Raw genomic sequence first — 26,248 nt, 5'->3', positions numbered from 1 at the left:
GCCGCTAACCTCATGAAAGCTAGGCTTTCAATTGGTTCGCTCGACTTGCATGTATTAGGCACGCCGCCAGCGTTCGTCCTGAGCCAGGATCAAACTCTCCATAAAAGAAAATTTGATTTGCTCAAAAATTTAATGTCCGAATCTAGATTGTTAACGAGGGTTAACAACTAGATAATTTATTGCATTAACGTTTTGTTGTTCAGTTTTCAAGGTTCATTTTCAATCGCTTTAACAGCGACGTTTTTTATATTAACAAATCTAAAATCGATTGTCAACAATGTTTTTTATTATTTTTTGCTGTTTTTTATCATCAGCAACAGCGTTTATTAATATAACATCTTCGTTTTTATTTTGCAAGCATCTGATGAATAAAAAAACAATTCATATTATTTTTACTATTAAAAACTTATTCATCCATTAGATATGAATAAAAAAAATGGGGAAAGCAGCTTCTCTGCTTTCCCTCATAGGTTATTCTGACAATGTCGTTAAATATAATAAGAAGAGTATAGCAAATACATACATAATCGGATGAACTTCTTTAACTCTCCCTTTAAGGATCATTGTAATCGGATAGAAAATGAAGCCTACCGCAATACCTGTTGCAATCGAACTAGACAATGGCATCATAAACATTGTTAAGAAAGATGGTACTGCGATTTCGAATTTATTCCATTCAATTTCACGTAATGAAGCAGCCATCAAAATACCTACAATAATTAATGCCGGTGCTGTTACCGCACTTGTAATAACAGATAATACTGGAGAAATAAACAATGCCAATAAGAATAAACATCCTGTTACTACAGAAGCAAATCCGGATCTTGCACCTGCTGCTACACCTGATGATGATTCAATATAAGATGTTACCGTTGATGTACCGAAAATAGAACCGATCATTGACGCGATTGAATCTGAAATCAACGCTCTGCCCGCACGTGGCAAACGATTATCTTTTACAAATCCAGCTTGGTTTGTTACCGCAACAAGCGTTCCTGCATTATCGAAAAAGTCAACGAATAAGAATGTTAAGATTACTGAAAGCATTGATAATGAATAAAAACTTGGATCAGAAAATGCTGTAAATAATTTACCGAATGTTGGCGCAATACTTGGAGGAGCTGATAAAATAGACGCAGGTTTATCTATAAGTCCAAAAATCATACCAACGATAGCCGTGATGACCATACCATAGAAAACGCCGCCTTTAGATCCTCTAACCATTAATATTACTGTTATGAAGATTCCAAAAATAGATAACAACACTTGAGGATCTTTTAAATTCCCCATCCCAATAACTGTTGCTCCATTCGCTACAATTATTCCTGCATTTTTCAATCCGATATACGCGATAAATAAACCGATACCTGCACCAACCGCAAGTTTCAATTCCATCGGGATGGCATTAATCAATTTTTCACGTAAACCAGTTAAAGTTAAAATAAAGAAGAAGACAGATGAAATGAATACAGCTGCTAATGCATGTTGCCATGGACTTCCGTGAGATAATACAACAGTGTAAGCAAAAAATGCGTTTAACCCAAGGCCAGGCGCTAAAGCCAACGGATATTTTGCAAAAATCCCCATGATGAAACATCCTATTGCAGCAGAAACTGCAGTTGCAACGAATACCGCACCGTATTCCATTCTTAATTCATCTGGTAAATCAGGAATATCTGCCAACGTTAGCGTTAATGGGTTTACAACCAAAATATACGCCATCGCTAGAAAGGTTGTAATACCACCGATAATCTCCTGCTTATAAGATGTTCCTAGTTCATCAAATTGAAAATATTTTTTCATATTTTCCTCCGTCTCTCGTCGCCTATGTCCAGATAGCTTCAGTATGTCCTACCTTTCGAATAACATACGAAAAATAAAAAGTCATGCAACAAGTGCATGACTACAACTTTTATAAACGAATTCATAGAAGCATGAATTCTATCTATAAAGTCGTAGTCAAGCTATTTACGGTAGCTTGGTAGAGACTATCGAGCCATATCCTCGACATTATACGACGTTTTTTTAATTTTTACTCCTGTAATATATCATCTTATTTTTCGCTTTTCAACCCTAATCACGAACATTTTTTTATATTTTTAAAATAAAGTTCGTGAAATTCATTCCGCTTTTCCCAAAAATTATGTTCTCTATTTTCTTTTTTATAAGTTTTTTATGGACAATAATAAAACTCCCTGATAGGTTGGATTTTTCACTTATCCACCTATTAGGGAGCATTTCAATTTTTGGAGATATATTTGTACTTCGTGAAATTATGATATCCTTTAATCATATCTCAAATGCTTGTTTATTAAGTTCATCGCTAAAGTTTCGATAATTTTCTGATCGTTATCCACGAGCCATTACACTTTTGACCGAATGAGTTGATCAAACATTTCCCTTCGGATTTCATCAAGACTTTCCAAAATCACTTGAGATTTCAATGAATCGGTTAGTGTTAAGGTTACGTAATCCGTTCCTTCTAAAGTGAAATCACTATTTGATACCATAAATCCCCATTATCTCGTATCCATTTTTCCCCGATGTTTTTAACACCAAGTTGTATATCTTTCGCTACATTTAAATATTTTCCGTCTTTTGAATTTTGATAGGTTTCTAGCAAGAAATTCATTTCACCTAAAGCATGGTTCAGAGAAACATGTGTATTCTTTTACTGATACGGTGAAAAATAGTCCGTAATCAAATAACCGCCTTCAGGTACTTCAATGCTGCCTCCCACGTTAACTTGATTCACCAAGAAATCCGCTTAATCAATGAGCGCATGTTCCATTCGGGATTATCAAAAATGTCTCCTACTTCTTTTAGAATAGGGCTATATTTTCATTATGTCTTGTATCGATATAAGGGACATGGATACCATAGTTATTTTTTAACCAAGTGCTCATATATTCCGTTCCCCATAACCCTTCTTTATCTCCTTGGAAAATCTTCAAGTAACCTTCAAAATATTCTATCTTCTCAACTAAAAACGCAAGTAAAAACACATCCAAATTCTCAAAAAATCCCAAAAATATTTTCCAATATTAAACATTAATTATATAATATATCTATACAATAATACTCTAGTTGAAAGGGAGGATTTTTTGAACAAGGCAATTGTCTCATCCTTATTTGCACTAATTATTTTCATTCTTCCTTTAGTTATAAACGCTGAAGAGATACCACCCAAAATCGGTGTCATGTTCTCTCATCCAAACGAACAGTATGCCAAAATCACTAGCCCAGGCGGTAAATACAAACCACCTTATATGAATGAAGAAACGGTTTATCCTAAAGTAAGTTACAGCTCCATTTACGATAAAGAATTAAAATATTACCATTTTCTGAAACAGCAAGGTTACAACGTACAGAAAGTATCCCATGATGCATTGAACAGTTTAGAGTTGCTTCATCAATATGATGCCATCGTCTTCCCTTACACTACATTGATGAATCATCAACAAAGGGAAAACTTGAAACGATACATATACGGCGGTGGTGGTGCACTATTCATCTACGGAACAGGTAGAAACGAATTGGACTACATGCCGAAAAACGGACAGATGGACTTGACTCCGTTAATTTTCCATACCATCTCATATATTTGGGAATGGGACAATCTTACAGAATTGTTCCAATCTCGCTTCATCACCGACAATCACTTAAAAAATGTTGTCATTTCCAACAATCCGGACGTTACCCACCCAATTTTAACGGAAGCCTATAAAAAATTGGGACGAAACTACATACAGATTTCCGAAAATCGAAGCGACGGTTATTGGTATGAAATTATGGAGCCTTGGAATTCAAACATTAAACCTCTTCTTGTAATTTCAGACTTTTCCTACGCCAGCCAGCCTGAATACATGAAAAAAGGCAAAACTGGCGCCATGTTTGCATTGGAATATGGAAAAGGACGCGTCGTAGTCATCCCTTTCAAAATGTTCGACTTTTTGCATGTAGAAGCAAATGATAAATGGGAAGACAATACAAGAGGGCTTGCTTGGGATAAAACCTATGGGCACGAAGATGCTGCAGCGCTGACAAATTCTTCTGTGAATTGGGTAATCCAGCGTGCTTCATCCAACGCCTTTAAACGTCTGTATGATGTGCAATTGACCACATCCAACATATCGGCTTACGTAACTCCGCAAAAGAAATTTGCTATCAGAGGAACGGTAAAAACTTCTAACGGAGGCAATGTGCCGGTAAGAGGCTATTTAAAAGTTCAAGTGTTGGATCAAAATAATAAAGTGTTAGGCGAATATAAGCGGGTATTGCCAGGGCTTGCGCCTAAAGGAGCGGAGGATTCATCCTTCACGGAGAAATTTGAAATCTTGCTCCCAGGCAATTTGGCAAATGGAAATTATACCCTTTACATTACTTTCGAAGATACCAGACACGATCGCAAAGGGTTCATTACCCGTGCGGAAAGATTCACTATCACCAAAAAAGGTAACAGCGGAACTCTTTCATCATTTAAAATGTTCTCGGACGTACCAATGAACAGTAGCCATTATAAACATATCAGCGATGCTGCAAAAATCGGCATTATTACTGGTTATGGAAACGGCAAATTCATGCCGGCTTCGAATGTTTCGAGATTGAATGCGATGATGATGCTATTGCGGGCATTGGACATAAAACCTTCTTCCACAGCAACAATGCCGGCAAGCGACATGAAGAAGGGTCAATACGGATATGATGTCATGGCAACGGCTTACCAGCGGGGATTCATTACCCTCGAAAACGGAAAAGCCAATCCACAAGCACCAATACGCCGCGGTGTCATGGCACAAGCTTTGACAAAAGCATTCCAATTACAGGGGAAAAGTGATCTTCCATTCACAGACATCTCCCCTTCATATGAGCAATACAAAAACATCGAAGTACTTTACCATCATGAAATTACAACAGGAACAACTCCGACAACTTATAATCCGTACGCTCCTGTAACGAGACAACAATTTGCAACGTTCATCATGCGTTCGCTGAATGCATCTTCGAAATAAAGACCGCATTTGAAGGATTATTCAATCATTGGATTGGATGATCCTTTTTATTTTTTTGTGATGTAAATAAGAAATATCAATACTATATTTCATACATGGCCAAATCTTTTTCTGCTTTGTACAAGCAATAAAAAACACAAAAAAACTTTCCTTTATCCATGAAGAACTGGATAAAGGAAAGTCGATTGTTGATTCATAAAGCAGGTATTCTGTTTACTCCCACTCGATTGTGCTAGGTGGCTTAGATGTAATGTCAAGAAGTACGCGGTTTACATGTGGCACCTCATTTACGATACGAGTAGAAATTTTTTCTAACACGTCATAAGGAATGCGTGCCCAATCACTAGTCATACCGTCAACGGAAGTTACCGCACGTATACCAACCGCATAATCATATGTGCGTTGGTCTCCCATAACACCTACAGATTTAATGTTAGGCAATACAGTGAAGTATTGCCAAATTTCACGATCAAGGCCAGCTTTTGCAATTTCCTCACGTAAAATTGCATCGGATTCACGAACGATTTCTAGTTTCTCTTCTGTTACTTCTCCTAATACGCGAATAGCAAGACCTGGACCTGGGAATGGTTGACGCCAAACAATCTCATCCGGTAAACCAAGCTGAGTACCTAGTTCTCGAACTTCGTCTTTGAACAATGTTTTTAATGGTTCAATTAATTCAAATTTCATATCTTCTGGTAAGCCACCAACATTATGGTGAGATTTAATTGTTTGAGCAGTTGCTGTACCAGACTCAATGATATCTGTATATAAAGTTCCTTGTGCTAGGAAATCCATATCATTCAATTTGCTTGCTTCATCGGAGAATACATAGATGAACTCATTTCCGATGATTTTGCGTTTTTGTTCAGGGTCTGTTACTCCTTTTAATTTGTTCATGAAGCGTTCACGAGCGTCGATTTTAATGACTTTCATTCCGAATTTACCTTCGAATGTTTCCATTACGCTCTCCGCTTCACCTTTACGAAGAAGGTTGTGGTCGACAAACATACAAGTCAATTGGTCTCCAATTGCTTTATGAATTAATACCGCAACAACAGATGAATCCACACCACCTGAAAGGGCACATAATACTTTTTTGTCGCCTACTTGTTCGCGGATTTTTTTGATTTGTAAATCAATGAAATTTTCCATTGTCCAATCGCCTTTTGCGCCACAAATATCAAATACGAAATGACGTAAAATATCATTTCCATGAACAGAATGACGCACTTCTGGATGGAATTGAACGCCATATAATTTTCGTTCTTCATTTTGCATTGCAGTAATTGGGCAACTTGGACTCGTTGCAATTGTTTCGAAACCTTCAGGTAATTGAGTTACAAGGTCGCCGTGACTCATCCAAACCACTTGCTCTTTTGGAAGGTCGCCGAACAATGGATTGTCTTTTGTAATTTCAATTTCTGCCTTACCATATTCACGAGTATTTGCGCTTTCTACCTTACCGCCAAGAGTATGGGCGATTAATTGCATACCATAACAAATTCCTAAAATCGGTAAACCTAAATTAAAAATCTCTTCATCGACTTTAAAAGCATTATCGTCATATACTGAATTTGGGCCACCTGAAAAAATAATCCCTACCGCATTCATTTCTTTAATTTCTTTAGCAGAAAGTGTGTGAGGCAAGAGCTCCGAAAATACACCAAATTCACGAATTCGTCGGGTAATTAATTGATTGTATTGACTTCCAAAGTCGAGAACAACGATTTTTTCTTGTTCTTTTAATTGAGTCGTCACGATTTACACCTCTTCTATATTTACTGCCTTATAATTTTTTAAATTTTACTCTTACTCATATATAAAATCAACTACTAGTGCGATTGATTAAATTTTCCCAACATTCTTTCACTTTTCCGTAGTCAATTTGCTGTTTATTACCATAGATATAATTTTCGTAGGCTTCCGTAATCTGTGACATATGTGTAGAAGAAAATATTTCATCAACTTCTTTCGCAAAAGATTGTAACGTTTGACCTTCTTTCCTCTGCAATCCGTTTAATTCCAACACTTTCAACAGTCTCAAATAAATGATTTCAAAAGTTGCTTCATTAATAGTTTGATGTTTCAGCCACCGACTATACAATTTCGGCATCCATCTTTTGCGGAAAATAAATAATAGTATACTCGCCATAACTATTCCAATAAAGGCAATGTTTAATATAGGTCCGATATGGTTAAGCCAATTCTTAAAACTTGTAAACTCAACATTACGTTGTTTCATTTCCTCATTTTGTTCATCTTTTAGTTTGTCAGGTTCCGTATCTTCATCTACTGTTAACATATCATCCTGATAAGCATCCGTTTCAAAATCGTAATGAATGTTACGATTTGTAGTAAAACCAATTGTTGGTTCAAATGGAACCCATCCAACCTTTGGAATATATGCTTCTACCCAAGAATGAGCATCGTTGTTTGTAATTTCATATGTTTTTAAATCACCGTCACTTGCAATCACTTCGCCTCCAGCAAACCCTTTAACCCAACGAGCTGGAATCCCCACCGCTCTCAGCATGACAACCATCGCTGTTGAGAAGTTGTCGCAATAACCGATTTTTGATTCAAACAAAAATTGATCAACGTAATCTTGGCCCTCATCAGGAACAGGCACCCCTTCCGTTTCATAGCGGAAGCCATTTAAACGAAAATAGCTTTCGATTGCGCGAGCTTTATCATAATCACTTTCTTTCCCCTCAACAATTTCCTTTGCCAAATCAATGACTCTTTGAGGTAGGGATTCTGGCAACTGTAAATATTTTTCCTGAATGCTAGAATCAATGGGTTGTTGAATTGTTGAAGTCAAATCGCTATATAAATACTCCGGAGTGCTATACTCAACGTGATACAAAAACTCCCCAGCATAATCTGTAGATATTTTCTCCGTTTCAAGATTCATAATCAGACGAATTGGGTTTTCCACGTCTGTTCTTGCATCGATGGAAATAAGTCCATACGGTTGAATAATAAAATCGTATGGGTATCTTAGTTCTATATGGGCAAATTGCCTTTTTTCATCAGGTCCCACTGGCAATGAGTGAAAATGATGAATCGGCTCCCCAAGTGAAATGGATGCCAATTCATCTGAATGCGACGTCTCCCAACCTTTTGACGTGTATACATCTTTTGTTTCAACCCGCCAATATTGCTTTGTCGTAGCATGAGCAATAAAAACAACTGTATCATCCCCAACGAACGATCCTCCTAGTTGGGAGTCATCTTCATCATAACCGATTTTTTTCACAGGGCCGCCCAACCCATTTCCTTGTCCTGCCATAGTTTTGATATACGGAACAGGATCTGGCCATTGTGGGGATGCTTTCGGCAATAACGCCCCTACCAATCCAACCATTCCTATCATCAGCAGAACAGGTAATGCAAGTTTTAAATAGTTATACCAATTGAACGATATACCTGATTGCAACATGAGCCTTTTCACAAACAAAAATACCATCATTAATAATCCAAGCAGCACGACTTTAACAATGGCCGTCGTCCCATCGTAATCAGTAAATGTATCTAAAATACCAATGAATACTACCGTTAACACAAGGAAGTAAAAAATATTCATTCTTACCGTTAACCAATGATGTACTAAATAAACAAGCATCCAAATGAGAATAAAAAATAAAATAGATTGGAAAGAGTTCGTTATATGAAAAAATTCTCCTTGAAACATCAAAGCAAAATTGTACAATAATTCATTCAACAGAAACTGAATGCCTTCATTTGAAAAAATCGATAAATCACTATACACATAAACGATAAACCATGAAATATAAGATATTTTCATAATCCATGAAATAAAAATTGGTAAACGGAACAAACTAATAGCGAGGCACAGAGCAATAAATAACAAGATTAAATCCACATACCCTATTCCTGTAATGCTCATGATAGGCGTCAACCATTCCCGTAATATAAAAAAAATAAGAACGTAATATAGTGCAAGTTCTATTGTTTTATAAGCTCCATTTTTCACGGTTTTATCACCTCCGTGAAGACATCACTAAACCTCTCTTTTGTAATTGGTATAATAGTTACGTTGAAAAACTCTTCCCTCGCTTGTCCTATTTCTTGTTGGGATGACAAGACAAAACAAATAATTCCTTTTGTCTTTTTCGAGTGATTCATAAAGAAATTTCTTAACGACTCTGTTAATTCACCTGTAAAAAGCAGCATGAAAGAATCGAGTGTCTTGCCCTCTCTCGTTAATATCCATTCTATATTTTTTGAATCAATCGCTTCCACCAACGATAGTTGTTTCATAATATTTCCAAATTGACTTTGTTTCAGTTGTGGATAAAAAACTTGTTCATCTCCTGCAATGAAAAATGATACTTCACCATGATTTTTTACAATGGTTTGCAAGACTGATGCTGCTAATTCCACCACTTCTTCAAAATGTCTTTTCACAGTAGCATCTAACACAAGCATTACTTCATGGCTTTGCTGCACTTCAAAGTCTTTCGTCCTTAACGTTTCATCCTTCGCAAATGACTTCCAATGAATCCAAGAAAACCGGTCGCCAGCTTGATAATTTCTAACGCTTGAAACCAAAGTAGTATCTTTCAAGAAAGCAAAAGGAGCTAACACTCCACCTTGATCAATATGCCGTTGGAATTGGCGATATTTCATTTCCGTTATTTTTGGATATACTATTACCTTTTGTTTTACATCTACAAATTTATGTCGTACCGTCCAACCAAAAAAATCGGTAAAAGTAAATTGTAATGTTGAAAATTCAATAACTCCTCGCTCTAATTCAGGTATCTCATACGTCCAATGAAAGCTTCTTTTAAATCCCGCAAAAAAAATGTTTGAACAACCTTTAGACTTTGCAACAATATCATCTTTCAGTCCAATCTCCCTTACTGTTACAAATGCTAATGGAAACCATGTTTTATTTTTAAAATGAATTGTGACGGACGCTCCATCGCCTCTCACTAGTTTGGTAGGGTGGATTTCCCTCTTAACTTCCTCTATGCGTACAGGAATAAAGTTGAGAACTAAGGAATAAAGCAAAAATGGAATTAATGTGTAAAATAAAAACCAACTGACAAACCCACCTTGAAACATGGCATAACTGAAGGTAATTAGAATTAATAAGATATTGACGATAAAGCGACCGATCTTGCTGAATATTCTGTTCCAATAACTCATTTTTCTACAAACCTTTTAATAGGGATGACAGACTTTGTAATGATATTGTTTAGAATTTCATCCACCGTTAATCCTTCATAGCGTGCCTCCGGTTTTAAAATAATGCGGTGGCTGAAAACAAAGGGAGCTAAGTATTGTACATCATCAGGCTTTACAAAATCCCGATTGTGTATTTTCGCATATGCTTGACATGCTCGCATTAATGCAAGAGTTCCCCTTGGACTAACTCCTAAATATACATTTGGTTCTTCCCTAGTGGCTCTAGCCAACTGAACAATATAGCCTTTTACCGAATCATCTACATAGACGTTTTTCACTTCGTCTTGTATCGCTAACAATTCATCTATTGTAATCACTGGTTCTAAATTTTGAATCGGTGCTGATTTTTCAGCTCTTCTTAAAATTTCTATTTCTTCTAGTGCTGTTGGATAGCCCATATGAATTTTCATTAAAAATCGATCTAACTGTGCTTCTGGTAAAGGAAATGTGCCTTCGTATTCTATCGGGTTTTGTGTAGCCATGACAAAAAACGGTTTCGGTAACTCAAACATTTCTCCATCGATGCTCACCGATGATTCTTCCATGCTTTCAAGTAAAGCCGATTGCGTTTTAGGAGAAGTTCTATTAATTTCATCTGCTAAAATAATATTTCCAACAATCGGACCTGGTCTAAATTCAAATTGCAATGATTTTGGATTATAGATTGAAACGCCAATGACATCAGAAGGTAACAAATCAGGAGTAAATTGAATTCTTTTGAAATCTGCGCTCACGGATTTCGCAAGAGCACGCACCATCATTGTCTTTCCTACTCCTGGCACATCTTCAAGCAGTACATGTCCACTAGCAAGCAATGCGACAATGCTCAATTCTGCGACTTCTCGTTTTCCAATCATTACTTTCTCAATATTTTTGATTATCATTTCAATTTTTGGATGCATACATAAATCCTCCTGATCTTTGAGTAAAAGTCAGAATTTACACAAAATAACATAAATAAAGCATAAACGAACCTTCAGATAAAAGACAACTAATTACAATTTAAAAAAGTTAAGATTATACATTAGTATAGTTTCCACCTTTTACCGAAAAATTAAACAAAAAAATGGACCGTCTGAAATGATTTTGAGACGGCCCATTTGCGATAAGGATAGCAACTACAGAAGGAGCAAAGATTTATAAAAGACGCGAGGTGATGGAATGTTTATACTTTATGGATAAATCCATATCTTTGTTACTGGCTGTAAAACATTGCTCTTCCATTTATTTTATATCTTGTTTTCAAATAGAAGTGCGGTAAGCGCGGATGAGAACTTTCTTATTTCTTGCCCTCTTGATTTTCTCTTTATGTTGTAATAATCTTTTTCGCATTTTTTCCATCGATTCACCATCAAATTGTTGCCCTACAATAAACATTCTTTTTGCGTTGCGATTTAAAACCGTATTGGATAAGCGTGATTGAACAGCACTACTTTTACTTCGATTTTTCCGCTGTTCTCGAGGATTCTTCGAAAACGGATGATTTCCTCTTCCTTCATCCATCACTCGAAATACTTGTTCATTGTTTGTGTGTAAATATTGCTTCGAATAAGTGCTACTCGCAACAGGTTGAATACGAGAAGTTCTCAATGCGCTCACCTCCATTCCCTGTTTATTTACCAACTTTTTTATTATATTATCGGAATAAATTGATTAAAATGAAATTTTACAATATGAAATTTGTACTAAATTTATATTTTTATTTTTTCGTTCCAATACATTTAATGCATATAAAAAAGAATTCGCTACAAATAATGTATGCGAATTCTCTTCATAAAATGATGTTCATTTACTTCCAAAAATCATCAAAGATTGTGATAGGTAAATGACGTTTATGTTTTGATCGTAAGTAGTGGCCTTCAATTATTTTTTTTGCATCCTCCGGAACAGCTTTTCCTTCTAAATAATCATCAATCATTTCATAAGTAACCCCAAGAGCTTCTTCATCTGGTAATAGCGGTCTTTCATCTTCTAAGTCGGCTGTAGGTGTTTTCATATATAAATGTTCAGGACACCCTAAATATTTAAGCAACTGTTTTCCTTGGCGCTTATTTAATCGGAAAATCGGAACTAGATCGACTCCACCATCGCCATATTTTGTGTAAAAACCTGTTATTGCTTCAGCGGCATGATCCGTACCAACAACAACCGAGTTTGTCATCATCGCAATGGAATATTGCACTTTCATTCGTTCACGTGCTTTTTCATTTCCTTTAGCAAAATCGCTCAAAATAATTCCCGCTTCTTTCAATGCTTCAATACTAGCGTCTACCGCCTTTTTAATATTAACTGTAATAACTTTAGTAGGTTGGATAAACTTTAACGCATCTTGAGCATCTTGTTCATCCTTTTGTTCACCGTAGGGAAGGCGAACCGCGTAACAAGAATATATTTGCTCGCCAATTTCAGCATTTAACTCATCCACTGCGATTTGAGTCAGTTTTCCAACTAGTGTTGAATCTTGCCCACCGCTAATTGCGATGACAAATCCTTTAACAAACGGATGTTTCTTTGCATATTCCTTCAAAAAATCAATGGATTTTCGAACTTCTTCTGCTGGATCTATTTTTGGAAGTACACGCAACTCTTCAATAATTTGTTTTTGTAAACTTTCCAAGAGCATCCCCCTAAATTATTCGATATTTTCAATCGCATCGCGAATTTCTTGAATCTTTTGCATTTTGTTATCCCAACATTTTTGGCTAAGGTCAACAGGATATTCTTCAGGATTCAGAGAGCGTTTATATTCATCCCATAATAATTCTAGACTTTCCTTTGCATATTGTTGCATTTCCATCACTGAAGGACTTTCATATACGATGGCACCTTCATCGATGATTTGTTTATGTAATTCTCTCGCTTCGAAGTTTGTAACAAATTTTGAAATAAACGTATGCACAGGGTGGAACATTTTTAGACGCTTCTCTTCTTGCGGGTTTTCATTCGCCATTGTAATATAGTCCCCTTCTGCTTTTCCGTTTTCTTTATTCACAATGCGAAACACTCTTTTTAATCCTGGTGTCGTTACTTTTTCAGCATTTGAAGTAATTTTTAATGTATCTTCCATCTCACCTAGCTCATTTTCAATCGCGACCATTTTATATACAGCACCTAATGCCGGCTGATCGTAGGCAGTTATGAGTTTCGTTCCAATTCCCCAAGAATCCACTTTAGCCCCTTGAGCTTTTAAGTTTAGGATGGTGTATTCATCTAAATTATTGGATGCAATAATTTTAGTATTAGTAAAGCCAGCTTCATCTAGCATACGTCTCGCTTCTTTTGATAAAAAGGCAATGTCACCGCTATCAAGACGAATTCCGACGAAATTGATTTGCCCTTCTAATTCTTTAGCTACACGTATTGCATTTGGTACGCCTGATTTTAACGTGTTGTAAGTGTCTACTAAAAATACACAATCTTTATGACGTCTTGCATAGGCTTTAAAAGCATCGTATTCATTTTTATAAGCTTGGACAAACGCATGAGCATGGGTACCTGATACAGGTATATTAAATATTTTCCCTGCACGAACATTGGAAGTTGATTCAAAACCGCCAATGACTGCAGCCCGTGCTCCCCAAATAGCTGCATCCATCTCTTGTGCACGGCGAGCACCAAATTCTGCAGCAGCTTCTTCCTTTACAATTTGCTTTATACGGCTCGCTTTTGTTGCAATTAATGTTTGAAAATTAATAATGTTTAGTAGGGCTGTTTCTATTAGTTGGGCTTCTGCTAGGGGAGCTTCGATGCGAACAATCGGTTCATTAGCAAAAACAACTTCCCCTTCAACTACTGAATACATGGAACCTGTAAAACGTAAAGAACTTAAATAATTAAGAAATTCCTCATCATATCCTAACTCTCGTAAATAGGCCAAATCTGTTTCAGTGAAACGGAAATTCTTTAAGTATTCAATAATCCGTTCAAGCCCTGCAAAGATGGCATATCCATTCCCAAAAGGAAGTTTTCTGAAAAAAATTTCAAATACAGCTTTTCTATCATGAATACCGTCTGCCCAATAACATTCCACCATATTGATTTGATATAAATCTGTGTGCAAAGTTAATGAATCATCCTTATATATTTCTTTCATTAGGAACTCCTTCTTCCATTATTCATTAGTCCTAGTATACACTATTCCATTATTCTAATCGAAATTTTAAATAAATTATATTTAATTATTATAAACATCCTTTTTGTAATAACACATATAATTTGTAATTATTTTTCTTTTGTTCTATATAAAAGTTATGATGACCTTAGCATCTTCACATATCACTTATTGACCATTATCAACATTTTGAATAGGAGATTGTTATGACGCAACCTTTGGAAGTTACCATTCATTTTGAACACGTTCATTACGAAAAAAATAGTTCTTTCATATTAAAAGATGTTACCGGCGATTTTTACAAGGGAAAAATTACAACGATCGTAGGTCCATCTGGAGCAGGAAAAACTACCGTTCTGAAAATGTGCAATGGATTAATTTCACCAACATCAGGGGATATTATAATTGATGGCAAGAATATTAATGAGTTCAGCCCGACTTCCTTGCGTCAATATGTTGGAATTGCCCTTCAAAATGCTCCTTTAATTAGAGGAACAGTATATGATAATTTAGCTTTACCAATGACTTTACAAAACAAATTGTTATCGGAAAAGAAAGCGATCTCAACCTTAGAAGACGTTTCATTAGATATGAATATTTTATACAGAGATGTCCATAATTTATCTGGTGGACAAAAACAAAAAGTTTCGATTGCTAGAACATTAATGAACCAACCAAAAATACTCTTATTAGATGAAATCACATCCGCTCTCGACCCAACATCAACAAATGAAATTGAACAACTAATATTAAGCATTAATAGGAAATATAACGTGACAATCATTTGGATCACACATAACTTGGGGCAGGCAAAAAGAGTTGGTGACTATACTTGGGTGATGATGGGTGGGGAGCTCGTTGAAAGTGGAGAAAGCAGCTTGCTTGATCATAGTACAAACAAACGAATTCAACAATTCGTAGAGGGGAAGGCGTAAAACATGACATATACTTCCCTCGCATTGACTCTTGCGTTTGTACTCATCCCACTCATCCTTTCCAAAACATTAAAATTAGGTTTGGAAAAGGACACAATCATCGCAACCGTTCGATCTGTTATCCAACTATTTTTTGTCGGTTATGTATTAAAATTTGTCTTTGATTCCGAGAGTTTTTTTTATATTATTTTAATGGTGCTATTGATGATCACGGTAGCTACACTAAACGCCCGTAAAAAAGGAAAAAATATCAAAGGAATTACATGGAAAATTGCTTTTACGTTGATTGTTATTGAAATAGTGACTCAAGGGATTTTGATTGGTTTTCAAATTATTCCGCCTACCGCCCAATACATTATTCCAATCAGCGGGATGTTGCTAGGAAATTCCATGGTGTTGTCCATTTTATTTTTAAACCGGTTTACAGCAGAAATTGAGGCAAATGTAGAAATCATAGAACTGATATTATCTCTTGGTGGCACTCCTAAGCAAGCCATTCACAATCAATTGATAAATGCTATTAAAACAAGCGTAATCCCTACCATTGAAAGTCAAAAAACGATTGGCTTAGTACAACTACCCGGAATGATGAGCGGTCAGATTATCGGTGGTGCCGATCCAGTGCAAGCAGTGCAATTCCAACTATTAATTTTATTTGGCTTACTTACAACAGCGACTTTGTCCAGCATTTTAATTGGTTTCTTAAGTTATCCAACGTTATTTAATGAACGAATGCAATTTATCACACATAACTTGTCACAAAAAAATAATGATTAACAAGTATTAACTGAAAGTATTATAATTCTTGTGTGATATAATGAACTTAAACTACAACTTATATGAAAAGAGGAGATCATCTATGCCAGTTTTACGAGATTTTTTCATCGCATTATCAGAAAATCAACTTTTAAATAAAGCCGCACAAAAATACGGTTTAAAACTCGGTGCACAAAGCGTTGTTGCTGGTACAAATATCCCTGAAGTTATTGAAAGTATTAAAGAGCTAAATGCTCACGGCATTTCTTGTACTGTGGATGTACTTGGTGAGTTTGTTAACGAACGTTCAGAAGCGATTAAAGCAAAAGAATATATTATCGAAACAATTGAAGCTATCCATGAACATGGTGTTGATGCACATATCTCAATTAAACCTTCTCAACTTGGTTTAAAAATTGACTTCGATTTCTGTTATGATAATATCATGGAAATTGTTGGAACTGCACACAAATATAATATGCACGTGAATTTTGACCAAGAAACTCACGATTTACTTCAACCAACATTCGACTTAATGGAAAAAGTATCAGAAACTTATGATAACGTAGGTACTGTTATTCAAGCATATTTCTTTAAATCAAATGAATACGCGGAAAAATATAAAAATTACCGCCTTCGTATTGTAAAAGGTGCTTATAAAGAATCTCCAACTGTTGCTTATCAAGATAAAAAAGATATTGATTTAAACTTTATTGAAATCATTGAATACAGCTTGTTGAATTGCAAATTTACATCAATTGCAACTCATGACCATAACGTAATTAATCATGTTAAACAATTTGTGAAAGACCATAATATTCCAAAAGATAGATTCGAATTCCAGATGCTTTATGGATTCCGTAAAGATATGCAGTTAGAATTGGCTAAAGAAGGCTATAATTTCTGTACTTATGTTCCATTTGGTTCAGACTGGTACGGATACTTCATGCGCAGACTTGCGGAACGTCCACAAAACATCAACCTTGTAACAAGACAAGTATTCAATAAAAAGACAAACACAATTATTGGTTTAATGGCTGCTGCCTTTGCATTAGGCCGCGTTACAAAGAAAAATAAATAATTAAATATAATGAAGGACATAACAAGCAAAACGTTGTTATGTCCTTCATTTTTTATTTATTCCATCCTTTTTCTTTAAAGCGAGAAATGGCTTCTATTCGATTTCCAACCCCAAGCTTATCTAAAATAGTGGAAATGTAGTTTCTTACAGTTCCTGTTGATAAATATAGTTCGGCAGCAATTTCCTTTGTTGTTTTTCCTTCTGCAACAAGCTCTAGCACTTGGCTTTCTCGTTCAGTTAATGGATTTTCGCTTTCTTCATCATATACAATATCAACGAGTTCTGGAGCATAAATTCTTCTTCCTTCCATAATGACTCGAATTGCATTTACTAACTCTTCAATCGGACTATCTTTTAGTAAATATCCTCTTACTCCCGCTTTTCTTGCTCGATCGAAATAACCAGGTCTTGCAAAAGTCGTTAAAATGATAATTTTACAATCTGTTTTTCCATTTAATTCTTCAGCAGCATCTAAACCGGTTTTTACTGGCATTTCAATGTCCATAATGCAAATATCTGGTTTTAATTCATTGACAAGTCGCACTGCTTCTTCACCATTTTTTGCACGCCCAACTACTTCCATATCATCTTCCATGTTTAATAGTGAGCTCAACGCTCCAAGTAGCATCCCTTGATCTTCAGCTATCACGATTCGAATCATCATACACTTCCTTCCTGATGAGTAATAGTAAGGGGAATGGTAATTGTTAATTTAGCTCCTGGATTATTTTCAATAGTTAACGTGCCGTTAATAAATTCTAATCGTTCTCGTATCCCTTTTAATCCATTCCCTTCATATCCAACTTTTTTATTGAGTCCTTTCCCATCATCTTCTATCATCATCATCACTTCATTTTCATTTTGTTGAATTTCGATTTTGCAATGTTTTGCACCGCTATGCTTTACGATATTTGTTACTGCCTCTTTTAAACACATGCTTAACACATTTTCGACTAATATCGGTATTTTCAGTTTATGGACATCCCCAATCAACTGATAGTGAATCTCAGCAGCTTGTAACATTTCCTCTACACGTATACATTCATCGCTCAACTTCACCGCTTTCATATTGGAAACGAGCTCCCGTACTTCCTTTAATGCAATTCTCGCCGTATGTCGTATTTCTTTAATTTCTTGAATAGCCGCTTTCGGATTTTTTTCAACAAGCCTACTTGCTAGGTCGCTCTTTAATCCAATCATGGATAGTTTTTGCCCTAATGTATCATGCAAATCCCTTGCAATTCGCTGCCTTTCTTCATGGATTATAAGTTCTGCAATTCTCTCTTTCGCACTTTCTAACTCGCCTTCCAAGTTTTCCTGCTTATTACGGTGATAAATGGCAATCGGCAAAATAACTACCCCAACTACTGCGATAATAATAAATGGCGTTTGGTCGAGGAAAGACTCCAATTCAATGAAATAGCCAACAACAATTGACACAATCGTAAACCCAATATGTAAACCGTACATGATATAAAATCCGACAGTACTTTTTATATTCCCAATAAAGAAAGAGGTAAATATAGCTAAATACACATAGCCATAAAATAATGTCATGATGATATTTAGCACCATGTCAAAGCTGACCCACATATATAAGAGTCCGTTTTTCGACTGGAAGGAAAAATAATAAAATAAAAAATAGAGTAAAATGATGACTACGCCGAAAAAAATCTGGATGTGAGATAATGTACGAACAAGAAAATAGAAAGGCAAAATACAGAATATAATCCATATATATATACTGATCCATTTACTTTTTGGAAAAATCATGTACCAACTACGCATTGCTTTCATCAAGTCCTTTTTCTATTCATTATACATGGATAAACTAAAAAGTCCCAAAAGTAGGTTATACATACTTTTGGGACTTCTCATTTAAGCCTCAACCGACTTTACTTTTCCAGCATACACTTTTTCAACCTCTTTAAAAGTTACAAACTTTTTCTTTTTTGGATCGTACAATTTATAACGTATCGATTGAAGGCTCGTTCTAATTGTAATAGTTGTCGCTTTTTGAAGTGGCGGTACGGAATTATGGGCGGCTTCTAAATAATAATTTGGTACTCTTGGCGCTAAATGATGGACATGATGATATCCAATGTTCCCAGTAATCCATTGAAGTACTTTTGGCAGTTTATAAAATGAACTTCCTTCTACTGCCGCCTTTACATAATCCCATTCCGGGTCATATTCAAAATAAGAATCTTCATACGTATGTTGAATATAGAATAACCAAATCCCAAGAGCTCCTGCAATAAACATCGTAGTACCATGTACTAGCAATACTGCCTGCCAACCAAATGCCATAATCAAAGAGAGAATAATACATAGTACCATTACATTTGTAAAATATGTGTTTAATCGCTCTTTTTCTTTAGCGTCTTTACGATTAAAGCGATTCAACACCAACACTAAATACAAAGGCCCTAATCCGAACATTACAAATGGATTGCGATATAAACGATAAGCCAGTCGTTTCATTTTCGAAAGAGCCAAATATTCATCTACCGTTAACATATCAATATCACCAATGCCGCGCTTATCTAAATTGCCACTTGTTGCATGGTGAATTAAATGTTCCCTCCTCCATTTGGCATAAGGGAAGGAAGTGAGTATTCCCGTGATGTTACCAACGAGATCATTCGCTTTTTTACTTTTGAAAAATGAGCCATGAGTGCAATCATGAAAAATTATAAACGTGCGCACTACAAATCCAGAAGCAAGCACTCCGCAAAAAGCGCCAATCCATGGATTTGTATTCGCGAAACCATATCCAATTCCCCAAATGATAAGGAGGGGAATTATCGTATTCATTATCTGAATTATACTTATCTTTGTTTCCGATTTTGCAAAAGGAGCAACATCTTTACGAAGCTTTTTTGTCTTTTCTGCATCTGACATGGACATTTGTTTCACCTGTTCCTATGATTATTTGTTATGTTCATCGTACAATTGGATAAGTGTTTCCAATAGACTCAAATATCATGTATTTTATATTACAAATGTCATATACGAAAAAGTTGGTACTAAAAAAAGATTCATCTCATTCATAATTTGAGATGAATCTTGTTTTTTATTCGCCATATTGAGCTTATTGCATCCTTATGATTGCAAGTCTAATTGATAATAGACAGTGTCTAACCATTTACCAAATTTATAGCCCACATTTTTTAATTTACCTGCAAAGCAAAAACCAAACTGTTCATGAAATTTAATGCTTCCTATATTTTCTGAGTCAATGACAGCAATTAACGTTCTTACTTCCCGATTTTTCGCTTCCTCAATTAATGTTTGTAAAAGTTTTTTACCAATTCCTTTCCCTTGATGTTTAGATGATACATAAACAGAGTGCTCCATCGTATATTTGTACCCATCACTGGGACGAAATTTTTTATATGTAGCAAAACCTATAACATTCCCGTCCTCTTCATAGACAAGCATCGGATTATTTTCCTTTTCATTATCTAAAAACCATTTCTTTTTTTCTTCTAAAGATTCTGGCTCTAATCGGTATACAAATGTTATATTCAAAATGGCATCGTTATAGATTTCTAATACACTCGCTAAATCTTCCATTATCATTGGCCGAATCATTATGAATCTCCCCCTTGCTACAGTGTGTTTTCTCCCAAACATTTTTCATCACGTTAAGCGCAACTATTCATAAACCCATATTGTCACAAAAACTGGCGATCACTCAACAAAATTTTGTAGAGGTATTTGACCCCAAAAAAACATCCCCTAACTACGGGGATGCTTTTTTAAACATTAAAATATCTCGCGTTTGGGTGTGCAAAGACGATTGCTGATACACTTGCCTCGGGTTCCATCATATATCCTTCTGTTAAGTGCACACCAATTTCTTCAGGTTTCAATAATTTAAAGAGCTTTTCCTGGTCTTCTAAATTCGGACAAGCTGGGTAACCAAAGGAGAAACGCTGCCCTTGATATTTTGCAGCGAAACGTTCCTTCATTGTAAAGTCAGTTGGATCTGGGAATCCCCAACCATCGCGAATTTCTTGGTGAAGGCGTTCAGCAAATCCTTCTGCAAGTTCTAATGCAGTTGAAAGGAGGGCATGGCTTTCTAAAAATTTGCCTTCTTCTTTTAGTTGATCTGCTTTCTCTTTCGCTCCATGTCCTGCAGTCACTACCATTAACGCTACATAATCCATTTCACCACTATCTACAGATTTTAAGAAATCAGCTAAACAAAGATAAGGTTCCACTTGTTGGCGTGGGAAATGGAATCGCTCAATTTCAGTTTTACTATCTATCGGACTATAAATAACTACATCGTCGCCGTCACTTTGAGCAGGGAAGAATTGATACATCCCTGAAGGTTTTAAAACTCCAGAATTTAAAATATCTAGTACTAAATCGTATAATTCTATCGCCCGCTCGTCTTTCTCTGCCAACAGTTTTTCCACATTGCCTTTCAAACCTAAATGGTGGCCTAGCAATGTACGCATATTGATATAAGGCAGTAAATGTTGAACAGAGTAATTTTTCTTAATGTGTACTTTCAAATCTCTTGGTACGAAAACCGGTGCATCCTCTACAGTGCGAGCTTTCCTTTTTGAGACTTCTTTTACTGATTGATTTGCCCGTTTTGCATCTGCTTCTAATCGTCTTTCACGAGACTCCCTAATTTCTTTTAATAATACTTCACGTTCATTCGGATCCATTAAACGATTGGCATGCTCTAATCCTTGCATTGCATCCTTAGCATAAATAACTGGTCCATCATATTCTGCAGCAATTTTTGTTTCAGTAAAACGTTTTGTTAAAGCTGCACCACCTACGAGAATCGGGATATCAATTCCTGCTGCTTTAAAGTCTTGAGCAGTTAATACCATTTGTTGTGCAGACTTCACCAACAATCCTGACAAGCCAACAATATCTGGCTTTTCTTTGCGAATGGCTTCAATTAATTCTGCAGGCGTCACTTTAATACCCAAATCAATCACTTGATACCCATTATTGCTTAATATAATATCCACTAAATTTTTTCCAATATCATGGACGTCACCTTTTACCGTTGCCAAAATCACTTTTCCTTTTCCAGCGCTGTTCTCCACTTTCTCCATATATTGTTCAAGGTGTGCAACCGCAGCTTTCATGACGCCAGCGCTTTGTAATACTTCCGCCACGATTAATTGGTTATCATTAAATAATCGGCCTACTTCAGCCATTCCGTCCATCAACGGTCCATTTATGATATCTAATGGTGTATCAAAGATTTTTCTTGCTTCTTCTAAATCTTCAATTAAACCCTCTTTTGTACCTTCCACGATGTAATAAGCAAGACGTTCTTCCACCGTAGCAGGTAGTTCAACAGTTTTTTCCTCTTTCTTTTTATCACGATAAAATGCTGTAAACTTCGCCAATGTTTCATCGTTTGTATTGAAGATTAAATCATTAGCTAATTGTATTTCTTCTTCCGGTAGAGATGCATAACGCTCCAATTTTTCTGTATTAACAATGGCATAATCTAAACCAGCTTGCGTGCAGTGATATAAAAATACTGCGTTTAATACTTCCCTGCCAACCGGTGGGAGACCAAAGGAAACGTTGCTAATCCCAAGAACCGTTAAAGCTCTCGGATATTTTTCCTTTATGAGTCGAATTCCTTCGATTGTTTCTTCTGCAGCGCCAATGTATTGCTCATCCCCAGTACCTACGGGGAAAACTAATGGGTCAAAAATAATATCTTCCGGCGCAATGCCCCATTTTTCCGTTAAAATTTTATAAGAGCGCTCTGCTATCGCCAATTTTCTCTCGCGAGTGACGGCCATTCCCTCTTCATCAATTGTGCCTACAACAACTGAGGCACCATATCTCTTCACGATTGGCAGCACTTTATCAAAACGTTCTTCTCCATCTTCTAAGTTGATGGAGTTGATGATTGCTTTTCCTTGAGAATATTTCAATGCTTCCTCTATCACTCGCTCGTCAGTTGAGTCTATGACTAAAGGTACTTTCACTTTCTTTACCACTTCTTGCATAAATCGGCGCATATCTTCTAGCTCATCTCGGTCAGGGTTCGCTAAACAGATATCAATCACATGCGCCCCGTTTTTCACTTGGGCTCGAGCAATTTCAGCCGCTTCCTCGTATTTTCCATCAATAATTAACTGCTTAAATTTACGAGATCCAATAACGTTTGTTCTTTCACCAATAAATAACGGACGCATTGAATCATCATAAAGCAGCGGTTCAATACCTGATACTGCATGTCCAAGGGATTTTTCCTTCTTCTTTCGAGGTTTATAGCCTTCTACTGCTTCACGGATTGCCTTTATGTGGGCAGGAGTTGTACCGCAGCATCCACCGACAATGTTTAACCAACCTTTTTCAGCAAATCCTTGCAATTTCTTCGATAAAGATTCGGGCGTTTCATGATAATGTCCCTCTTCATCTGGTAATCCAGCGTTCGGATAACAGCTTATATAGCTTGTAGATAATTCGGAAAGCGAGCGAATATGATCCGTCATAAATTCTGGCCCTGTCGCACAGTTAAGCCCAATTGAAATTGGCTTGATGTGTTCAATAGAAATATAGAAAGCTTCTATAGATTGCCCAGCAAGTGTTGTTCCCATTGGCTCAATCGTCGCAGAAACCATAATCGGAAGCTCTTTTCCAGTTTCTTTAAATGCCCGCTTCAAACCAAGGGTTGCCGCTTTCACGTTTAACATATCTTGGCTTGTCTCAAGTAACAATAAATCTGCGCCGCCTTCAATTAGTGCTTTCGCTTGGATATAGAAGTTTTCAGATAGCTCATCAAATGTAATACCGCCCGTTACAGACAATGTTTTCGTCGTTGGACCTATGGATCCTGCAACGAAGCGAGGCCAGTCGCTTGTTGAATATTTTTCAGCTTCTGCTTTTGCAAGTTCTACAGCCCTCTTATTAATTTCTTCTGCTTTATAACCTAATCCATATTCATTTAATACGAGTGGGGTTCCTCCAAATGTATTTGTAGAAATAATATCTGCTCCAGCTTCTAAGTACGCTCGATGGATTTTAGAAATGACATCAGGTCTAGTTAATACAAGGTGTTCATTACATCCATCAAATTCTTCCCCACCAAAATCTTCCGGTGTAAAATTTTCCTGCTGGAGCATTGTTCCCATTGCCCCATCGATAATCAATATTCTTTTTTGCAATTGTTCCTCTATTGGATGGTTAACCATTTGCTTTAACTCCTTTATTTTGCTCGTCAAGTTGTTGAATATATTGCAATAGTTGTAAAGTGATTTCATATCGCATAAACGGCGTAATTAAATAAATGCCGTTGAAGTATTTCGTTGCTGTATCTAACAATTCTTTTGCAATTTCTAGTCCTACTTTTGTTTCTTGTTCTTTATTTCCGCTTACTTGTTGCATTCTTTCTAACACATCATCAGATAATTTAATTCCCGGTACTTCATGATGCAAAAATTCCGCATTTTTAAAGCTAGTAAGCGGCATAATTCCTATATAAATTGGTGTATCTAAATGTTTTGTCGCCTCATGAATTTCCACAATTTTTTCCTTCGAATAGACTGGTTGCGTAATGAAATAATCCGCACCATGTTCAATTTTTTTCTCTAGACGGCTGACAGCACGATCTAACACTCTCACGTTAGGATTGAAAGCCGCTGCTACTGAGAAATTCGCTTTTTTTCTTAGTGCTTTGCCAGAAAAAGAAATCCCTTCATTTAACTGCTTAATTAATGATATCAATTCCATCGAGGAAACGTCATAAACACTTGTTGCACCTGGAAAATCCCCTACCTTTGTTGGATCACCAGTTACAGCCAACACATCATGAAGGCCAAGAGCATTGAGCCCCATTAAATGGGATTGCAGCCCAATTAAGTTTCGATCTCGGCAAGTAATATGTGGCATTGTGCGGATGCCATATTGCAGTTTTAAAATGGCCCCCATTGCCAAGTTGCTAACCCTTGGAGATGCTAGTGAATTGTCTGCCATCATGATAAGATCTGCCCCTGCATTGTAAAGAGCTTTTGCTCCTTCAACAAACTGTTCAATTTCAAGATGCTTCGGCGTATCCAATTCTACAATGACAGAACGTGCTCTTTTTGCTTTTTCGTGGAGAGGTTCAAAACTATGCGGTTCAGCCTCGCGAATGATTATTTCCCTCTGAGGTTTTGCCTCTTTCTTTTCAACCGGCTGAAAATGAGCAAGCTTCTTTTTCATCGCTTCAATATGTTTCGGTGTTGTACCGCAACATCCTCCAATGAGCCTTACTCCTTCATTGCATAATTCAACCGCTGCCCTTGCAAAATAATCTACTTCTGATTCGTAAACGACACGCCCCTCTTCAATATCTAATAAGGAAGCGTTCGGATAAACAGATAAATACGCTCGTTCAGGAATTTCTACCTGTTCAAAAGCCTGTATTGTGTGGTATGGACCAAGTCGACAGTTCACCCCTACAATATCTGCACCTAATTTTTCTAACTGCTTTAATGCTTCATTCAATTTCATGCCATTCATTAATACGCCCGGCTCTTGCATTGAAACTTGAGCAATGATGGGCATATCCGTCATGGCTCGTAACATTTTTAACGTCTCGCATAGCTCTTCAAAATCATAATAAGTTTCTAACAACAAACCATCTAACTGCCCCGCAATTAGCACTTCTGCTTGTTCACGAACTGCTGCGAGAATTTCATCTAATGTATAATCTACTTTGCGAACACCACGGATACCACCAATCGAACCTAAAATAAACACTTCACTGTTCTTGGCTGCTTGTTTGGCAATATCTATCGCACCTTCGTTAATTTCCACTACTTTAGACTCCAAACCATAACGAGTGAGCTTGATTCGATTAGCGCCATATGTATTCGTTTGAATAACATCTGCGCCAGCTTGTATGTATTCCTTATGAATTTTTTTAATGATTTCCGGTTTTTCAATATTCATTTCTTCGTGACAATTTTCAAGTCCATATGAATATAACAGCGTTCCCATAGCACCATCTGCAACTAACACTTTATGTTTTAACGCATCTAGTAGCCCCATCCGAAATTCCCTCACTTTTCTTTACTTCATAAATTTTCTGTCAATTCATCTAATAGAAAAAGCCTTCTTGCGAAAGAAGGCTTGTCATTTCCTTTAG

Annotated in this window: 19 protein-coding genes, 1 rRNA gene and 1 riboswitch; of the genes, 4 read left to right on the top strand and 16 right to left on the bottom strand. The window is 36.4% G+C overall.

Features of this window, described 5'->3' with window-relative positions:
• The 3 genes from HF990_RS08455 to HF990_RS08445 all read right to left on the bottom strand — a co-directional run.
• Positions 1–105: ribosomal RNA gene (locus HF990_RS08455) — 16S ribosomal RNA — on the bottom strand; the annotation flags it as partial.
• A gap of 366 nt (positions 106–471) precedes the next feature.
• Positions 472–1,803 carry an NCS2 family permease gene (locus HF990_RS08450; protein ID WP_168412411.1) on the bottom strand — a complete coding sequence of 444 codons (1,332 nt, stop codon included), beginning with the start codon at positions 1,801–1,803 and terminating at the stop codon, positions 472–474.
• Positions 1,804–1,936: 133 nt separating this feature from the next.
• Positions 1,937–2,038, bottom strand: a riboswitch (purine riboswitch).
• Between the two features lie 444 nt (positions 2,039–2,482).
• Positions 2,483–2,623 (bottom strand): hypothetical protein, encoded by a 141-nt coding sequence (locus HF990_RS08445; protein WP_168412410.1) that lies wholly within the window; start codon positions 2,621–2,623, stop codon positions 2,483–2,485.
• Between the two features lie 481 nt (positions 2,624–3,104).
• Between HF990_RS08445 and HF990_RS08440 the strand changes: the two genes are divergently transcribed.
• Complete coding sequence (locus tag HF990_RS08440; RefSeq protein WP_168412409.1) at positions 3,105–5,012, top strand: S-layer homology domain-containing protein; 1,908 nt, start codon at positions 3,105–3,107, stop codon at positions 5,010–5,012.
• Positions 5,013–5,225: 213 nt separating this feature from the next.
• Here HF990_RS08440 and guaA read toward each other — a convergent pair whose 3' ends face one another.
• From guaA to HF990_RS08405, 7 genes are all read right to left on the bottom strand, one after another.
• The gene (guaA, locus tag HF990_RS08435) at positions 5,226–6,773 is read right to left on the bottom strand and encodes a glutamine-hydrolyzing GMP synthase (RefSeq protein WP_016838961.1); all 1,548 of its coding nucleotides are present in this window, start codon (positions 6,771–6,773) and stop codon (positions 5,226–5,228) included.
• Between the two features lie 67 nt (positions 6,774–6,840).
• Entirely contained in the window at positions 6,841–9,012 is a 2,172-nt protein-coding gene (locus tag HF990_RS08430) for a transglutaminase domain-containing protein (protein WP_168412408.1), read from the bottom strand.
• Complete coding sequence (locus HF990_RS08425) at positions 9,009–10,193, bottom strand: DUF58 domain-containing protein (RefSeq protein WP_168412407.1); 1,185 nt, start codon at positions 10,191–10,193, stop codon at positions 9,009–9,011. The genes HF990_RS08430 and HF990_RS08425 overlap by 4 nt, the downstream gene beginning before the upstream one ends.
• A complete protein-coding gene (locus HF990_RS08420) occupies positions 10,190–11,134 on the bottom strand; it encodes an AAA family ATPase (RefSeq protein ID WP_168412406.1) in 945 nt (314 codons plus the stop codon). Before HF990_RS08420 ends, HF990_RS08425 begins: the two co-directional genes overlap by 4 nt.
• Positions 11,135–11,474: 340 nt before the next feature.
• Positions 11,475–11,822, bottom strand: a complete 348-nt coding sequence (locus HF990_RS08415; RefSeq protein WP_096549759.1) for a hypothetical protein — start codon at positions 11,820–11,822, stop codon at positions 11,475–11,477.
• A gap of 199 nt (positions 11,823–12,021) precedes the next feature.
• On the bottom strand, positions 12,022–12,855 hold the full coding sequence (gene nadE / locus HF990_RS08410; RefSeq protein ID WP_168412405.1) for an ammonia-dependent NAD(+) synthetase: 834 nt from the start codon (positions 12,853–12,855) through the stop codon (positions 12,022–12,024).
• A gap of 9 nt (positions 12,856–12,864) precedes the next feature.
• Positions 12,865–14,325: a nicotinate phosphoribosyltransferase gene (locus HF990_RS08405; protein WP_016838954.1), complete on the bottom strand. Its 1,461-nt coding sequence runs from the start codon at positions 14,323–14,325 to the stop codon at positions 12,865–12,867.
• 224 nt (positions 14,326–14,549) lie between these two features.
• On the opposite strand from HF990_RS08405, the gene HF990_RS08400 reads away from it, so the two are divergent.
• From HF990_RS08400 to HF990_RS08390, 3 genes are all read left to right on the top strand, one after another.
• Positions 14,550–15,278, top strand: a complete 729-nt coding sequence (locus HF990_RS08400; RefSeq protein WP_016838953.1) for an ABC transporter ATP-binding protein — start codon at positions 14,550–14,552, stop codon at positions 15,276–15,278.
• A gap of 3 nt (positions 15,279–15,281) precedes the next feature.
• Positions 15,282–16,055: an ABC transporter permease gene (locus HF990_RS08395; RefSeq protein WP_016838952.1), complete on the top strand. Its 774-nt coding sequence runs from the start codon at positions 15,282–15,284 to the stop codon at positions 16,053–16,055.
• 82 nt (positions 16,056–16,137) lie between these two features.
• Positions 16,138–17,115, top strand: a complete 978-nt coding sequence (locus HF990_RS08390) for a proline dehydrogenase family protein (RefSeq protein WP_016838951.1) — start codon at positions 16,138–16,140, stop codon at positions 17,113–17,115.
• Between the two features lie 52 nt (positions 17,116–17,167).
• Here the strand turns inward: HF990_RS08390 and HF990_RS08385 are convergent, their stop codons facing one another.
• The 6 genes from HF990_RS08385 to HF990_RS08360 form a co-directional block, all read right to left on the bottom strand.
• On the bottom strand, positions 17,168–17,776 hold the full coding sequence (locus HF990_RS08385; protein ID WP_026019112.1) for a response regulator transcription factor: 609 nt from the start codon (positions 17,774–17,776) through the stop codon (positions 17,168–17,170).
• Positions 17,776–18,903: a sensor histidine kinase gene (locus HF990_RS08380; RefSeq protein ID WP_026019111.1), complete on the bottom strand. Its 1,128-nt coding sequence runs from the start codon at positions 18,901–18,903 to the stop codon at positions 17,776–17,778. Before HF990_RS08380 ends, HF990_RS08385 begins: the two co-directional genes overlap by 1 nt.
• Positions 18,904–18,993: 90 nt before the next feature.
• Entirely contained in the window at positions 18,994–20,025 is a 1,032-nt protein-coding gene (gene desA, locus HF990_RS08375; protein ID WP_040764737.1) for a Delta(5) desaturase DesA, read from the bottom strand.
• A 195-nt stretch (positions 20,026–20,220) separates the two neighbouring features.
• The gene (locus HF990_RS08370; protein ID WP_016838947.1) at positions 20,221–20,712 is read right to left on the bottom strand and encodes a GNAT family N-acetyltransferase; all 492 of its coding nucleotides are present in this window, start codon (positions 20,710–20,712) and stop codon (positions 20,221–20,223) included.
• Between the two features lie 167 nt (positions 20,713–20,879).
• The gene (gene metH / locus HF990_RS08365) at positions 20,880–24,311 is read right to left on the bottom strand and encodes a methionine synthase (protein ID WP_168412404.1); all 3,432 of its coding nucleotides are present in this window, start codon (positions 24,309–24,311) and stop codon (positions 20,880–20,882) included.
• Positions 24,304–26,151, bottom strand: a complete 1,848-nt coding sequence (locus HF990_RS08360; RefSeq protein WP_168412403.1) for a bifunctional homocysteine S-methyltransferase/methylenetetrahydrofolate reductase — start codon at positions 26,149–26,151, stop codon at positions 24,304–24,306. The genes metH and HF990_RS08360 overlap by 8 nt, the downstream gene beginning before the upstream one ends.
• Positions 26,152–26,248: the final 97 nt, after the last annotated feature.

It is taken from the genome of Ureibacillus thermosphaericus, from assembly GCF_012396605.1.
Classification (GTDB): Bacteria; Bacillota; Bacilli; order Bacillales_A; family Planococcaceae; genus Ureibacillus; species Ureibacillus thermosphaericus.
The sequence above is the reverse complement of the archived record's forward strand: the minus strand, read 5'-3'. Positions and strand labels throughout refer to the sequence as shown.

Coding starts and splice junctions, on each gene's coding strand:
- HF990_RS08450 (WP_168412411.1), bottom strand. CDS start 1,803: ATGAAAAAATATTTTCAATTTGATGAACTAGGAACATCTTATAAGCAG.
- HF990_RS08425 (WP_168412407.1), bottom strand. CDS start 10,193: ATGAGTTATTGGAACAGAATATTCAGCAAGATCGGTCGCTTTATCGTC.
- HF990_RS08420 (WP_168412406.1), bottom strand. CDS start 11,134: ATGCATCCAAAAATTGAAATGATAATCAAAAATATTGAGAAAGTAATG.
- nadE (WP_168412405.1), bottom strand. CDS start 12,855: ATGCTCTTGGAAAGTTTACAAAAACAAATTATTGAAGAGTTGCGTGTA.
- HF990_RS08405 (WP_016838954.1), bottom strand. CDS start 14,325: ATGAAAGAAATATATAAGGATGATTCATTAACTTTGCACACAGATTTA.
- HF990_RS08400 (WP_016838953.1), top strand. CDS start 14,550: ATGACGCAACCTTTGGAAGTTACCATTCATTTTGAACACGTTCATTAC.
- HF990_RS08395 (WP_016838952.1), top strand. CDS start 15,282: ATGACATATACTTCCCTCGCATTGACTCTTGCGTTTGTACTCATCCCA.
- HF990_RS08390 (WP_016838951.1), top strand. CDS start 16,138: ATGCCAGTTTTACGAGATTTTTTCATCGCATTATCAGAAAATCAACTT.
- HF990_RS08385 (WP_026019112.1), bottom strand. CDS start 17,776: ATGATTCGAATCGTGATAGCTGAAGATCAAGGGATGCTACTTGGAGCG.
- HF990_RS08380 (WP_026019111.1), bottom strand. CDS start 18,903: ATGCGTAGTTGGTACATGATTTTTCCAAAAAGTAAATGGATCAGTATA.
- desA (WP_040764737.1), bottom strand. CDS start 20,025: ATGTCCATGTCAGATGCAGAAAAGACAAAAAAGCTTCGTAAAGATGTT.
- HF990_RS08370 (WP_016838947.1), bottom strand. CDS start 20,712: ATGATTCGGCCAATGATAATGGAAGATTTAGCGAGTGTATTAGAAATC.
- metH (WP_168412404.1), bottom strand. CDS start 24,311: ATGGTTAACCATCCAATAGAGGAACAATTGCAAAAAAGAATATTGATT.
- HF990_RS08360 (WP_168412403.1), bottom strand. CDS start 26,151: ATGGGGCTACTAGATGCGTTAAAACATAAAGTGTTAGTTGCAGATGGT.